Here is a 13630-nt window from a genome sequence, read left to right on the forward strand (position 1 = left end):
GACCCCCGTCTGCGCGACTACATTGTCTGGCAAAATTCGTCATGCGGGTTTGGTCATTTCTTGTCCGGCACGGGATCATGCCCGTGACCACCCCAGGGATGACAGCGGCCGATGCGGCAGAGGCCGAGCCAGCAGCCGCGTAGAACGCCGTGGGTTTCCACGGCCTGGAGAAAGTACCGCGAGCAAGTCGGGGTGTAGCGGCATCCGGAGCCGGGACCGCCAATGGCGTGAATGACGGGGGAGATGAACACTTGATAGCCGCGGATGAAAATTCGGATGAGCCATTTCATGGTGCGGGCGGGGCAGGGAGCTTCTGGGTGAGCAGATTCATGCGCCGAGCCAGCCGCAGCCAGTCACTTTCCAGTTCGGCGAGCGTGGCTTTGGGGGCACGCCAGCGGGCGATGATCACCATCTGCCAGCCGGGAGCGATCTCCGCGCGGTGTGCACGCACGATCTCGCGCAGCAGACGGCGGATGCGGTTGCGTACGACGGCGTTGCCCAGCTTGCCCCCGGTGATGAGGCCAAACTGGAACTCCTTCAGCGCTTCCACACGCAAAGCACCCAGCACCAGAAATTTTCCGGCCTGGCTGCTGCCCTGCGTTTTGACCCGTGCGAAATCGCACGCGAGTTTCATCCGCAGGCTTGAGGGAAGGCGCATGATAAGGAGCGCGCCGCAGCAGAATTAGGTGTGCTGCTGGGTGTGACGCTTGAAGTGGAGTTCCACGCCCTTTGGCAGGAGGCGTTTGCGTCCGGCGCGACGACGGCGGCGCAGGATGTCGCGACCATTTGCGGTCTTCGTGCGTGCGCGGAAACCAAACTGCTGCTTGCGCGTGCGCTTGGAAGGCTGGTAGGTCCTGAATGTCTTTGGCATGGGCGTGTGGGGTGGTGAAAGGGAAAGTGGGAGCTCAGACCGGACAAATCACGGCCTCCCCTCGAAAAGGGGGCGCGAAACTAGCGGGAGTCTTTGATTTGTCAATCATGCGATGATTTCCAGTAAACTTCGGTTTTCTCAACGTTACATTCGACCCATGATCCGACCCTTTCTCGCCAGCCTCTTTTTGCCTCTTGCCCTCTGCGCCGCCGACACTCCCGCAGCCCTCCCGCTGTGGCCAAATGGAGCCCCCGGTTCTGAAGCACGGGCGGCCGAGCCGGAGAAAATCGAGGGCAGCAATGTGTGCAACGTGCACAAGCCCACGATCACCCCGTACGTTCCTGCTGCGGACAAATCCACCGGCACCGCCGTCATCATCTGTCCCGGCGGCGGTCACTCCAAGCTCTGTCTAGGGCATGAAGGCTACGCCTTGGCGGAATGGTTCCGTGATCACGGCATCGCGGCTTTTGTGCTGAAATACCGCCTGGCCCGTGAACCCGGCAGCACCTACACCATTCAGGACCATGCCATGGCGGACGCCCGCCGGGCCATCCGCACGGTGCGCAGCCGGGCCGCCGAGTGGCACATCCAGCCGGATCGCATCGGCATCCTCGGCTTCTCCGCCGGGGGCGAGCTGGCCGCTTTTGCCGCCATGACGAATGATCCGGGCCAGAAAGACGCCGCTGATCCCATTGAGCAGCAGAGCAGCCGTCCGGATTTCCAGGGCCTCATCTACCCCGGCACCTCCGGGCTCTTCAATGCCACCAAGGGCATGCCTCCGCTTTTCATTGCCGCGGGCTATAGCGACCGCCCGGACATCTCCGAAGGCATGGCGACGCTCTACCTCAAATACAAGGCCGCCGGTGTGAAAGCGGAGATGCACATCTTCGCCAATGCCGGCCACGGCTTCGGGTACAAGGCGGATGCCAAGCCGAGTGCGGCGGCGAGATGGCCGATGCGGTTTACGGAGTGGCTGACGGACAGTGGGCTGCTGAAGCAGTGAAAGCTGCGCAGTGGCCGCCGTTTGTCATCGCTAGTGCTGCTGTGCTCTGACCCACAAAGTCTGCTGCATGCGAGTGCCGCTTCCCAAGCTGCGTCGCAGAGCTTTTTCCGAATCGGCGCTGAGATCTTGATGGAGACGGTTCAACGGAAATGGCATGTCGAGTGTGGGGGCGGAAGGCGGTGCTTGCACTCTGTCTCTGTACTGGAGTGGTTGCGGCCGGAAGGTTGGCTGGTACTCGCGTTCATCTGATGAGATCGTTGGGTGAAGTGTTTGCAAGGCTATGCCGATCGCAGGCCGTGCGGACTCACTCTGAGAGAGGCTCTTTCCAGGATATTCAGGAGTCAGCCTGCCCGCAGGACGTGGTTCCTGAGATTCATCTGGTGCGATCAGAATGGACGGTTTTCTCTGGCGAATGGTCACGGTCACATGCTCGCCATCTGAAGCGTGGATGTGGACCTCGCAGTGACCGGCGGCAGCGTAGGTGCGCTGAAATGGCTCCGGAGGGGCGGGCCAGTCCGCTGCAATGTCTTCAACCGCAGGTGGTTCCCACAGCAGCGAGGGCCTTGATGCAAACGGGTCCGCTTTTGCAGGAGAACAGTGCGAGTCCAAAAGCCAGAGGCGCAGGTCCGCCCGTGACGTCCTAAAATGAAACTCCGGCACGCTTTTCATCTGGCGCTCCGAATTCCTATCCCCAAGACCAAACGGGCGGGCGCTAGCTGGCAGGTCTGCCAGGAGTCCGGCTTGTTTCAAAGCTGCCCACCGGTTAGCCAGCGCAGGCTTCATGCGTATTTCAGCATCGCCCTGCGGACGGATTTGAGCCTGGTCTGCGGACTTGGGTTGAGTGGCTGGTTTTTGATCAGATGGCTCGGCCTTCACCTCGATCACGGACACCTGATCCAGAGCCGCGAAGTCAATGGCTGGTTCAACCATGGCTTCTCCGGAAAAGTCCCCGCTTTTGAAAAGCTTCACGCGTCCCAGATGCAGATCGGGCGGAAAAACTCCGCCTTCACCCGAAGTGTACACGTTGGACTCAGCGGTGATTGCGGCATGACGGCTGAGGAAACGGAGATGCAGCTGAAGAGGGCCGTCCTGAGCCGAATGCTCACCACTCAGAATCCCCTGCTCCACTGTCCCTTCGACCCTGGCCGAGACGAGGCAGAGCTTGTCCGTGAGCAGAATCACCTTCGTCGTGTGGGGCTTTGGCTCGGCCGTCCTTCCCACCAAACCCAACGATGTGATCACCGGGCTGTTGGCCACGATGCCGTCGAGCGAACCTTTGTCGATTACAAGGCTGTGAGACGAAGCGCTGGAGCTTCGGCTGATCACCTTGGCAGTCGTTTTATTGATGATCTGAAGCGGCTTGGGATCGAATTTGAAATAGGACTTCGGCTGCGCCTCCACGCTCTTTTCCTCCACCGGTTTCACTTCACCGGAACCATCCAGAGGCAGCGCCAGCGCTTCTTCCACGATGCGCTTCGCAACGGGGCCGCAATCGCCGCCACCGGTCTTGGCCCCATTCTTGATGATGGCAAAAGCGATTCTTGGATTTTCAAAGGGAGCGAAACCGATGAACCAGCCGTGATTGTCTTCCTGCTTCGTGCCGTTTGCATCCGTGCGCCAATTTTGAGCGGTGCCGGTTTTGCCGGCGATCACCACTTGATCGCTCCGGGCCGGACGACCGGTGCCGGAGTCGCTGTTCACCGCGAGGCGCATGCCTTCGCGCAGCGGTTCCAGTTCGGCGGCAGTCAGCATTCCCTGCGTCAAATCCACCCGCCATTTACCTGGCTCTTCTGGTTTGACGATAACGGGCTGCGGCACCTTGCCGCCAGTGCCCACCGTGGCCGCGAGCACCGCCATTTGCAGCGGCGTGGCCATGACAAAACCCTGGCCGATGGAGGTGTTGGCCGTGTATCCATGCGACCATTGTTCCTTGGGGTGATGTTGTTTCAGCCAGGAGGGGCCTGGCAGGATGCCCTCGTCCTCTTCATCTGTGATGCCATAGGCGCTGCCAAAGCCGATCTTGCGGCCCATGGTTTCGATCTGGTCGATGCCTGCCGCGTTGCCAAACTGATACCAGTAACAATTGCAGCTCACGGCCAGAGCCTCGCTCATTCCCAGCAGGCCATGCCCGCCGCCGTTTTGACTGTGGATCCAGCAGTGCATGGCTTTGCTGCCATAAGTCACGGTGCCGGTGCAGTTGAACTTTTGCCCGGTGATCCCCGCCACACCGCCTGCCAGCCCGGGGAGCAATTTGTAGGTGGAGCCCGGGGAGAAGCCTTTCACACAGCGGTTGAGCAGAGGCACATCTCGGTCGCCCAGATAAGTCTCCCAATTTTTCCTGGCAATGGAGGGAATGAACAGGTTTGGGTCAAAGCTGGGCAGCGAAACGGCGGCCAGAATTTCTCCGGTACGTGGATCCAGCACAACTGCGGCACCGCGCGTGACGCCGGCTTCCTTCATGGCCTGATCAGCGAGAGACTGCACACGCATGTCGAGGGTCAGAGCCACGTCCTTGCCCGTCGCTAGCGCTGCATTGTGCTGCTTTTCCAAAGCGGCCCCACCATAAATCTGCACGTGCTCTTCATCGGGGCTGCGAGTGTAACCGACCATATGAGCAGCGAGAGTCTTCAGCGGATAATTCCGCGCTTTCTCCTTCGTGCTTTCCGCCAGCACCACGCCGTTGCGATCCAGAATGCGACCGCGAAGCACGGAGTCCTCGATGGCATGCAGCATGGCCACGGGCAGAGTGACAAGGAGGGCGCAGCCTGCGAGTCCGGCAATCCAGCGCAGATTGAGGCCTTCGCGGCGGCGTTGGGGATCAAGGATGGCTTGCACTCGTGCTTCGACGGGGGCGCAGCGGGTGATGGTGAGAGCGCAGAGTGACAGGCCTGGAGCGAGGCGGTTGTGACGGCTGAGATCGAGCAGGGACTGCGCGTAGTCGCTGGCACGCACGCCGTGGCGCAGCACGGCATCGTCGCAGGCGCGCTCCTGATCGGCGCGCAGTGCACGGAAGGTCAGCCAGACGAGAGGATTGAACCAATGAAGGGCTTTCACCCATTGCGCGGCCCAGAGAGCGAGAGGATCGCCGCGTTTCAAATGGGCGAGTTCGTGCAGAAGGACACCGCATTGTTTCTCTGGGCACCAGGTTTCAAATCCCGAAGGCAGCAGCAGGCGTGGTCGCAGGACACCCCAGACCATCGGCACGGAATCGCTGGGGCCGAGAAGCACCTGTGGCATGCGTTTCAATCCAAGCTCACTCGCGGTCTGTTCCAGCAGGGCGCATTCACCCGGCTTCAGCGTAGCCTCCAGGCGATGCAGACGCCATGCGCTGCGTCCCAGCCGCAGCAGCAGCAGGCCAGCGATGAGCATCCACATCACAGGCAAAAATTCTACCACATCCTGCCATGAAATATTCCAAGAAAAGGAAGTGCTCGAAGGAGCCTGGGCTGGCACAGGCATGGCAGGCCCGGCTGCAGGCACTGTGAAATCGAGGTCTTCGGATAATGGGAAAAATTCGGCGTTTTCACTGACCGGCTTCAACTCCATCATGGGCCGGTCCAGAGTGGTGGACGTTTGTGGCAGCACATGCCATGCAGGAAGCACCCACATCGCCAAGGGTAGAACGGCCAGCGTGGTGATGGCGGTGATCCACAGGGCGTAGCGGCGCGCGGCGGCTGTGCGGCGTAACCTGAGGCCGAGGAGCAGCGCCACAAGCAGCACCGCCGCACCTTTGAGTGTGGTGTGGGAAAGGAGATCGAGCAAGAGTGTCGTGTTCATGAGGGGTGCGGTTGAAAATCAGCGGCCTTCGCGTTTTGCTTCATCGATGAGCTTCTGGATGCGCGCGGTCTGCTCATCCGTGAGTGCGGCGTCTTTGCGGGTGAGGTGGGCGGCGAGCGCTTCGTCCACTGCGCCGCCGAAGAAGGTGTCGAGCACCAGTTTCAGGGCATTCAGGCCCGCATGGGCTTTGGACTGCGCGGGGGCGTAAATGACTTCGCGGCCTTCTTTGCGCAGGCGCTTCACATGGCCCTTCTCCTCCAGGATGTGCATGAGCCGGCGGACGGCCATGTCTGTGGGTGGGTCTGGCAGCTGGGCCTGGACCGTGGCTACCGTGGCGCTGCCCTCCGCGTGGAGGACGTTCATGATCTGGCGCTCGCGCCGGGAAAGATTAGTGGTGTCGGACATTTCGCTATTTTTTTAGCGAATGGAAACCGACTTGGCAAGTGCAAACAAGAAAAATTTAACGAATTGGGACGCTGATTTGATTTTTCATTAAGCGCCGACCAGCTCGCGGAAAGCGACGGATAGCCATTTATCGCTGATCTAGAACGATTTATGCAAATTTATAGTCCTCTTAACTCTTGCCATCGTGCGGCACAAAGCGAGTCCCCTCACCCTAACCTCTCCCCAAAGGAGGTCTTGGACATTGCTGTACCATCCGGTGGGGAGAGGAGATTCGCTCAATGTCCGCACGATGTTATGACCAAGAAGACTATGAAGTTATTTAAAATGCTCCAACTGAGTCCACGGGGATCCTCGACTGCTTCGTCAGCTCGATCTGGCAATGCGTTTTGAAACACGCTCAATCACAAAAAAAGGGAGGGCTTTGCAGCCCTCCCTTTTCAAAAACTTCGACAGTCGGAAATTAGTTTTCGCTCTGGGCGAGTTCTTTCACGGACATGGCTTCCTTACCCTGGCGCTGACGGAGGTAGTGCAGGCGGGCGCGACGCACTTTGCCGTTCTTGGTCACTTCGACCTTGGCCACCTTCGGGCTGTGCAGCGGGAAAACACGCTCCACGCCTTCGCCATAGGAAATTTTGCGGACGGTGAAGGCTTCGTTGATGCCGTGGCCTTTGCGGGCGATAACGATGCCTGCGAAAATCTGGATACGCTCTTTATCGCCTTCCACGACTCGCGTGTGGACCTTGACGCTGTCACCCACGGTGAAAGTGGTGACTTCCTTTTTCAGCTGCTCTTGATTGATCTTTTCGATGATGTTGCTCATGACACGCTCCTATGGCCACGCTACGCAAGGCCATGAATCAGTCAGGCCGGGGGCGAGGGGCGGGGAAGATGTAGAGTTTTTAAAATTTGGCAACCTGTTTTTCCCCGTACTGGAAACCTCACCGCTCCGGCCTATCCTCGGGGTACCCATGGAACCCTCTGTTTTAGCCCTGATCCGCGCCGCCATTGCCGAAGATGTCGGCACGGGAGACGTCACCTCCCTTTACTTCACGCCAGCCGATTCACGCTCCCGGGCCGAGATCGTCGCCCGTGAGCCCGGCATCGTTTCCGGGGCTGAAATCGCCGTGACCGTCTTCAAGGAAATCGATCCGACGCTGGAGGTGGAGGTCTGCATTCCTGATGGCAGCCCCTTTGTGCGGGGCAGCATCCTCATGAAGGCCGCCGGCAGCACGCGTTCCCTGCTCACGGCCGAGCGCACGGCGCTGAATTTTCTCCAGCGTCTCTGCGGTGTGGCTGCGCAAACGCAACGCTACGTGGAAGCGGTGAAGCCGCACCCGGTGCAGGTGTGGGACACGCGGAAAACGACTCCTGGCTGGCGTTTGATCGAAAAAGCCGCTGTGAAAGACGGTGGCGGCACCAACCACCGCATGGGCCTGTATGACCATGCCATGGTCAAGGACAACCACCTGGCGGCCAACAGCGACCTGACTTCCCTGCAGGCCGCCATTCATAAACTGCGTGCGGAGCGCCCGGGTGTGCGCGTGCAGTTGGAAGCAGACACGCTGGATCAGGTGGCTGGCTTCCTGACGCTGGAAGGTGTGGACATGCTGCTGCTGGACAACATGGGGCCTGAAAAACTGCGCGAGGCGGTGAAACTGGTGAACGGCAAGCTCTGGCTGGAGGCCAGCGGTGGCATCACGATCGAAACGATCAAGGATGTTGCGGCCACGGGTGTGAACGCAATTTCTGTGGGGGCGCTGACGCATTCATCGCGTGCGCTGGATCTGGGGTTGGATTTGTATTGAGCGCCTTCGGAGCGCGGAATTTATTCCGCAGCAGGTCGCCTGCGCTCAGTGGGCGGAACTTGCATGGAGAACTTTGCCAATACGAAGACTTCGGCTGAGAGAAAGAAAGAGCGGCAGGAAAGTTTCGGAGCTGTGTGCGTTTGAGGAGTGCTGCGGAATCAATTCCGCGCTCCACAGCTACTTTTTGGAATCCGTCTTCACCGGCTCGTACTGCCAGGTCCAGTCGCCGAGGTACATGTGGCTCCGCATGGCCACGCCGTTCTTGTTCACCTGGCCTTCGTCGTTTTTGCCATCCATGCCAACGCACCACAGCGTGTAACGACCCGCTGCTGTCATGCGGTAGTGCATTTCCCTGCCATCCCAGGGATCCTGCGGAACAGCGGGGGTAAACTCGGGCACGAGCTCCTGCAGCGCCGCAGGATAGCAGGCGTTCTTTAAATAAAAGCGCTCCAGTGCGATGGCCGCCAGCACCTGATGCTGGCGCGCCTGCACCATCGCGGCATTGGCACATACCGTGGTGAGGGCCGGCAGCGCCATGCGGGGCAATAAGTAGTCTGGGTGCAGCAGCCTACTCTCGTTAGCGTCCAATTCCGCCTTCATGGCCCCGCCCCCTTTGAGTGCCGCCCTGATCCCCCCGTCGCGCAGAGGAAGAATCGCGTGCTTCCATTCCATCTCCGCGATCACGCTCATCCAGTGGTGGAACAAACCGCCCGGCACAAACTTGATCCGGCGTAGTGACAGACTGATGATTACATCGCCAAAGTCAGGGAGATCCTTGTAGGACATCATTTTCTTGTCCGCAGCGTTCTGCATAAAGCCCAGGGAACTCACCGCGCAGGCACGCTCCCCACGGAATGCCTGCAGCAGGACCTTGTCCAGATCATGGGATCTGATCAGGCCTTGCAGAGTCTGCAGTTCTGCGTCCGTAAAGAGTCTCTGGCGCAGGCCTTCCCAAAGGCTCTCATTCACCATCGTCTCCGCAGCGAAGCCCACCAGACAGCCGAGGAGCAGAGGCTCGGCCTCGTAGGCCAAGGCGATTTTCTCCGCAGCCAGTCGATGGCGTGGTGGTGCGCCAGCCGCAGGAGCCAGGCGCGCAGGTTGGCGATGCCCGGCGGGATGGTCTGACGTGCCAGCTTGATGAAAAACTCCTGCAGCAGGTCCTTGGCGTCCGCCTCGTTGCCGGTGAAACTGGTGAAATAGTGGAACAGGCCCGCCGCATGGGCATCGTAGAGTTCGGGCAGTGTCGGGGCGGCGGGCATGCGAGGGGGGAGTTTCACGGACAGGACGGATGGCGGCGAGATTTTTGTCTGTCCGAATTTGACAGCGCGGGCTTCCCCGCCAGTCACGGCACAAAATTACCCTTGTAATCCCCGCGTGTGGGAGCATCCTCAAACCCTACTTTTTTTACGCATGTCACGTCCCCCCAATCGCGGCCCATCACGCAGTGGCCCAAATCGCGGTCCTTCACGCGGCGGCCCCCGCCGCCCCAGCGGTCCGCCCCGCTTCGTCCCACCACCACGTCCGCCGGAGCCTGTGGACGCCGGCAAGCAGAAGGAAGAAGCCATCGAACTCGAAGGCACCATCGCCGCCGTGCTCGCGGGCACCATGTTCCGAGTGAAGCTGCGCAACGGCCACGAAGTGCTGGCTCATATCTCCGGCAAGATGCGCAAGAAATTCATCCGTCTCGTCATCGGCGATGCGGTGAAGATCGAAATGTCCCCTTACGACATGGACAAGGCGCGCATCGTTTATCGCATCGGCTAAGCTGACGCAGGCCCACGCGATCTCATGGCTGGAGACATTGTTTATTTCGACCTCGAAACACGCCGCACCGCGAACGATGTCGGCGGCTGGGGCAACAAGCACATGATGGGCATCTCCGTGGCCTGCACGTTCAGCACCAAGCAGAACGAGTACAGCATCTACACGCAGGAAGAGACCCCGGATCTCATCCGCCAGCTCAAGAACGCCGATCTCGTTGTCGGCTTCAATCACATCGGCTTTGACTACGAAGTGCTCAAAGGTCACGATCTGCTCTTTGATTCAGCCGATCTTCCGCACAGCCTGGATCTGCTGATCGACCTCGAAAAGGTGCTCGGCCACCGCATCAAGCTCGACGCCGTGGCCGCTGCCACGCTGGGCATGGGCAAGACCGCTGACGGTCTGGACGCTCTCAAATGGTGGCAGCAGGGGGAGGTGGCGAAGATCGCCGAATACTGCTGCTACGACGTGAAGGTGACCAAGTGCGTGCATGAGTACGGCATGGAGCACGGCCACGTGAAGTACCACGACCGCAATGGCCGCGAGCAGACAGCCAAGGTGAACTGGAAGCCGGTATGACACCGCTGCTCCGCCTGCTCCTGCGCGCCGGCTGGGCACCTCTGGCGGTCCTGATTTTTCATCAGAAGATCATGCGCGCACCCTGGCGGCAGCAGCTGGATTTCGTCATGCATTACAGCGGCGGGGTCGCCATCTCGTTCTTCATCTGGCATGCGCTGGACTGTTTTGCGCATTGGTTTGGCAGCCTGACCCCGTTCGCCCGCTACCTCTTCACCTTTGCGCTCGCCTGCACGGTGGGATTGTTTTGGGAGTTCGCGGAACTTTTTTCCGATGTGGTGTTTGGCTCGCACATCCAGCATAGCGTGCGCGAAACGATGCGCGATCTGATCGCGGATGCTACGGGTGCGCTCACCACGCTGACGCTGACGTGGATGGTGCGCTGCTTTACTGTGAAGCGTGAGGCCAAGGCGGATCAGCCGCCGGCAAGCCAGGTCTGAAAGGCCGCTTCCGCACGCTGCAGCATCTCGGCCTGATTGCGGCGCAGATCGCTGAACTGATTCCACGCGGTCAGATCCTGCTTGGAGCCGGTGCCTTCGATCTCGGCGATGAACTCCGTGACCAGATCCAGCTTGTCGCTGTGCTGCTCACGCAGGTAGGTTTTGCAGGCCACGCCCGTCTCATGCAGTCGATTTTTGGTTCCCAGTGCCATGGGTATTCATCCGATGTTCTATGGGGTCGGCAACCGTTTTTGTGAGCCTCGCCCCCCTACAAAAATCAACCATCCTTGTTCATCAGTCCTCAATCGCGCACACCTGCGGTGCTCCAACATCCCAGAGATTGACGATTGTCGAACATTCGATTTTTGATTGTTGAAGTGCCGAGCCCCCAAACACTCCCGCAATCTCAGCCTTCATGCGCACGTTTCATCCACCGCATGACCACCCCTGCCTTCCTTGACGTCTCCCGCCGCCAGTTTTTCCGGCAGTCCGGGCTGGGACTGGGCTCGATGGCGCTGGGGTCCTTGCTGGCACGGGATCTTCCGGCTGCCGCCGCGCTGGCGGGTCCGAGGCCGCACTTCGCGCCGAGGGCCAAGCACATCATTTATCTGCACATGATCGGCGCGCCGTCGCAGCTGGATCTCTACGACTACAAGCCGCTGCTGCAGAAGATGGATGGGCAGACCTGCCCGGCGGAGCTGACGAAAGGCAAACGCTTTGCCTTCATCGGCGGGGAGCTGAAGCTGGCGGGCACGGAGTTTAAATTTCAGCGGCATGGCCAGAGCGGCCTGGAGCTGAGCGAGCTGCTGCCGCACCTGGGGACCGTGGCAGATGACATCTGCGTGGTGAAGTCTCTGCACACGAATGAGATCAATCACGCCCCGGCGCAGATGTTTCTGCACACGGGCTTTGGCCAGGGTGGCCGACCCAGCCTGGGGGCATGGGTCACCTACGGACTCGGCACTGAGAACCGCGACCTGCCCGCCTACGTGGTGCTCCAGTCCGGACCTCCGGGCGGCGCGGGCTCCACGCTGTGGAGCACTGGCTTCCTGCCCAGCGTGTACCAAGGGATCCCGTTTCGCGGCAGCGGCGAGCCCGTGCTCTTTCTTGGCAATCCGCCGGGACAAAGCACGAAAGACCGCCGCCATGTGCTGGATGCGGTGAAGTCGCTCAATGAACAGCAGCTCGACATTGTGGGAGATCCGGAGATCGCCACGCGCATCAGCCAGTATGAAATGGCCTACCGCATGCAGACCAGCGTGCCGGAGCTGATGGACATCACCCGGGAGAACCAGGCCACGCTGGACATGTACGGTGCGCAGCCCGGGAAGGCCTCCTTTGCGAACAACTGCCTGCTGGCCCGCCGTCTGATCGAGCGCGGCGTGCGGATGGTGCAGCTGTTTGATTCCGACTGGGACCACCACGGCGGGCTCAAGCGCGCCCTCTCTGCCAAAGCGAAGGACGTGGACCAACCCATGGCCGCACTGGTGCGCGATCTCAAACAACGTGGGCTGCTGGATGAAACTCTGGTGATCTGGGGCGGCGAATTTGGCCGCACCCCGCTGCGCCAGGGCGCGAATGGCGATGGCGTCAAAACCTCTCCCGGCCGCGACCACCACAAGGATGCTTACACGATGTGGATGGCCGGCGGTGGCACCAAGCCCGGCACCGTGTATGGCAAGACGGACGACTTCGGCTTCAACATCGCCGAAAACCCGGTACACACCCACGACCTCAACGCCACCGTCTTAAATCTGCTCGGCCTCGACCATGAACGCCTGACCTTCCGGTATCAAGGGCGCGACTTCCGGCTGACGGACGTGCATGGGGAGCTGGTGCCGGGGATTTTGGGGTGAGGGGACTCCGTTCTTTCAGATCATTCCGAATGAAACTCACCGACAGGACGATGAGCGAACCCAATGTGCAGGGTATGCCTACCAAACACATGGCAGTAAAGCTGCCTGCAAACTTCACGATCTGTTCACCCTCTTCACTGCTCGGCCGAGAAATATGAAAACACTCCTCACACTCTTTCTACTTTTGGGAACTTCGATTTTGATCGCCCAAGACGCGGGGAAAAATCATGCGGCCCCGAAATACACCACACTTTTGGGGCAGGATCTCTCAGGTTCGGGCTTCCATTTTATGATCGGCGAGAAGCGCTACCTTGCCTGCTCACTTCACCAATTTGAAGGAAAGGCTCCGGTTGTCATGGGATCCATGGATTTTGACACCCCCATCAAGATCACAGGACGGGTTTACTCTGGAAAGGACATGCAGGTGCTCACCTACGTTTCCGCTGAACTCGACAAGCTAGGCCCCTTAACCTTCGACCCCAAGGTGACACCCGCAATCAATGACAAGGTCTACTGCTACAATTTTGATGAGAGCTTTGAAGGTACAATTGTCGCGATTGATCCTGATAAGCGGAACTACTCCGTGAGGATGTCCAAGCCCTATCCAGCCGGTGGCAATAGCGGATCGCCGGTTCTTAGCGCGGTAACCGGGACTGTCATTGGCGTTCTGCTATCCGCGAATGATGCCGAGGCAGCTACCACTGTTGGGTTCGAGCTCTTGATGCCAGAAAAGAAGGCAGAATAAGACCGTGGGAGACAGAGAGGGAGCCATGGCGGACGCGATTAGCAGCAACAGCGGCGGGTCAGCTCCATGAGAAACTCCCCGTCAAATCAGCGGCTTGGGCACCAGCGCCAGCACCATCAGCACCTTGGAGATCTTCATGCCCATGCGGATGGCGATGGTTTCAGGCGATTTCCCCCGGGCGAAGAGGGTCTGAATCTCCTTCTCTTTCGGGGTCAGGCTGTCTTTCTCTTTCTTGGGTGGGGTGGGTTTGTTTGTCATGTAAATGCTGACACCGCGACCGCTGTCCGCGTTCATTGACCGGTTTTTGATGGCTCTGCACCCGTGCCACACTCCTTTCCGGCCTGAACTCAGGCCGGACTTTGTTTTACTAAAGAAAAATGTGGTTCACCAC

Annotated in this window: 16 protein-coding genes and 1 pseudogene; 7 read left to right on the forward strand and 10 right to left on the reverse strand. The window is 59.8% G+C overall.

Annotated features, from left to right (window positions below; all coding sequences use genetic code 11):
- Positions 1-53: 53 nt before the first annotated feature.
- The 3 genes and pseudogenes from yidD to rpmH form a co-directional block, all read right to left on the reverse strand.
- Entirely contained in the window at positions 54-290 is a 237-nt protein-coding gene (gene yidD / locus AC24GY_RS17895; RefSeq protein ID WP_397381316.1) for a membrane protein insertion efficiency factor YidD, read from the reverse strand.
- On the reverse strand, positions 287-658 hold the full coding sequence (rnpA, locus tag AC24GY_RS17900) for a ribonuclease P protein component (RefSeq protein ID WP_422316765.1): 372 nt from the start codon (positions 656-658) through the stop codon (positions 287-289). The genes yidD and rnpA overlap by 4 nt, the downstream gene beginning before the upstream one ends.
- 78 nt (positions 659-736) lie before the next feature.
- Positions 737-871: pseudogene (rpmH, locus tag AC24GY_RS17905) on the reverse strand (50S ribosomal protein L34); the annotation flags it as partial.
- Between the two features lie 157 nt (positions 872-1028).
- Between rpmH and AC24GY_RS17910 the strand changes: the two are divergent.
- Positions 1029-1874: an alpha/beta hydrolase gene (locus AC24GY_RS17910; protein ID WP_487685936.1), complete on the forward strand. Its 846-nt coding sequence runs from the start codon at positions 1029-1031 to the stop codon at positions 1872-1874.
- A gap of 30 nt (positions 1875-1904) precedes the next feature.
- Here the strand turns inward: AC24GY_RS17910 and AC24GY_RS17915 are convergent, their stop codons facing one another.
- The 3 genes from AC24GY_RS17915 to rplS all read right to left on the reverse strand — a co-directional run bounded on the left by AC24GY_RS17915 (position 1905) and on the right by rplS (position 6876).
- Positions 1905-5651: a penicillin-binding transpeptidase domain-containing protein gene (locus tag AC24GY_RS17915; RefSeq protein ID WP_487685938.1), complete on the reverse strand. Its 3747-nt coding sequence runs from the start codon at positions 5649-5651 to the stop codon at positions 1905-1907.
- An 18-nt stretch (positions 5652-5669) separates the two neighbouring features.
- Entirely contained in the window at positions 5670-6056 is a 387-nt protein-coding gene (locus tag AC24GY_RS17920; protein WP_487685940.1) for a BlaI/MecI/CopY family transcriptional regulator, read from the reverse strand.
- Positions 6057-6516: 460 nt separating this feature from the next.
- Positions 6517-6876: a 50S ribosomal protein L19 gene (gene rplS / locus AC24GY_RS17925; RefSeq protein ID WP_422321684.1), complete on the reverse strand. Its 360-nt coding sequence runs from the start codon at positions 6874-6876 to the stop codon at positions 6517-6519.
- A 148-nt stretch (positions 6877-7024) separates the two neighbouring features.
- Between rplS and nadC the strand changes: the two genes are divergently transcribed.
- Positions 7025-7861, forward strand: a complete 837-nt coding sequence (gene nadC, locus AC24GY_RS17930) for a carboxylating nicotinate-nucleotide diphosphorylase (protein WP_422321685.1) — start codon at positions 7025-7027, stop codon at positions 7859-7861.
- A gap of 177 nt (positions 7862-8038) precedes the next feature.
- On the opposite strand, the gene AC24GY_RS17935 is transcribed toward nadC, so the two are convergent.
- Positions 8039-8893 carry a hypothetical protein gene (locus AC24GY_RS17935; protein ID WP_487685943.1) on the reverse strand — a complete coding sequence of 285 codons (855 nt, stop codon included), beginning with the start codon at positions 8891-8893 and terminating at the stop codon, positions 8039-8041.
- Positions 8827-9120, reverse strand: a complete 294-nt coding sequence (locus AC24GY_RS17940; protein WP_487685945.1) for an RNA polymerase sigma factor — start codon at positions 9118-9120, stop codon at positions 8827-8829. Before AC24GY_RS17940 ends, AC24GY_RS17935 begins: the two co-directional genes overlap by 67 nt.
- Positions 9121-9271: 151 nt before the next feature.
- Between AC24GY_RS17940 and infA the strand changes: the two genes are divergently transcribed.
- The 3 genes from infA to AC24GY_RS17955 are packed head-to-tail and all read left to right on the forward strand — an operon-like array spanning position 9272 to position 10638.
- Positions 9272-9625 (forward strand): translation initiation factor IF-1, encoded by a 354-nt coding sequence (gene infA / locus AC24GY_RS17945; protein ID WP_422323409.1) that lies wholly within the window; start codon positions 9272-9274, stop codon positions 9623-9625.
- Between the two features lie 24 nt (positions 9626-9649).
- Positions 9650-10201: a ribonuclease H-like domain-containing protein gene (locus tag AC24GY_RS17950; protein ID WP_422323407.1), complete on the forward strand. Its 552-nt coding sequence runs from the start codon at positions 9650-9652 to the stop codon at positions 10199-10201.
- On the forward strand, positions 10198-10638 hold the full coding sequence (locus AC24GY_RS17955; RefSeq protein ID WP_422323405.1) for a DUF2238 domain-containing protein: 441 nt from the start codon (positions 10198-10200) through the stop codon (positions 10636-10638). The genes AC24GY_RS17950 and AC24GY_RS17955 overlap by 4 nt, the downstream gene beginning before the upstream one ends.
- Here AC24GY_RS17955 and AC24GY_RS17960 read toward each other — a convergent pair.
- Positions 10614-10850: a hypothetical protein gene (locus tag AC24GY_RS17960; RefSeq protein ID WP_422323403.1), complete on the reverse strand. Its 237-nt coding sequence runs from the start codon at positions 10848-10850 to the stop codon at positions 10614-10616. The genes AC24GY_RS17955 and AC24GY_RS17960 overlap by 25 nt on opposite strands.
- Positions 10851-11075: 225 nt before the next feature.
- On the opposite strand from AC24GY_RS17960, the gene AC24GY_RS17965 reads away from it, so the two are divergent.
- Both AC24GY_RS17965 and AC24GY_RS17970 read left to right on the forward strand, forming a co-directional pair.
- Positions 11076-12494, forward strand: coding sequence for a DUF1501 domain-containing protein (locus AC24GY_RS17965; RefSeq protein WP_487685948.1), 1419 nt, complete (start codon positions 11076-11078; stop codon positions 12492-12494).
- A gap of 154 nt (positions 12495-12648) precedes the next feature.
- Positions 12649-13239: a S1 family serine peptidase gene (locus AC24GY_RS17970; RefSeq protein ID WP_487685950.1), complete on the forward strand. Its 591-nt coding sequence runs from the start codon at positions 12649-12651 to the stop codon at positions 13237-13239.
- Positions 13240-13320: 81 nt separating this feature from the next.
- On the opposite strand, the gene AC24GY_RS17975 is transcribed toward AC24GY_RS17970, so the two are convergent.
- Positions 13321-13497 carry a helix-turn-helix transcriptional regulator gene (locus AC24GY_RS17975; protein WP_487685952.1) on the reverse strand — a complete coding sequence of 59 codons (177 nt, stop codon included), beginning with the start codon at positions 13495-13497 and terminating at the stop codon, positions 13321-13323.
- Between the last annotated feature and the right edge of the window lie 133 nt (positions 13498-13630).

Source organism: Prosthecobacter sp. Pr1 (assembly GCF_057652315.1).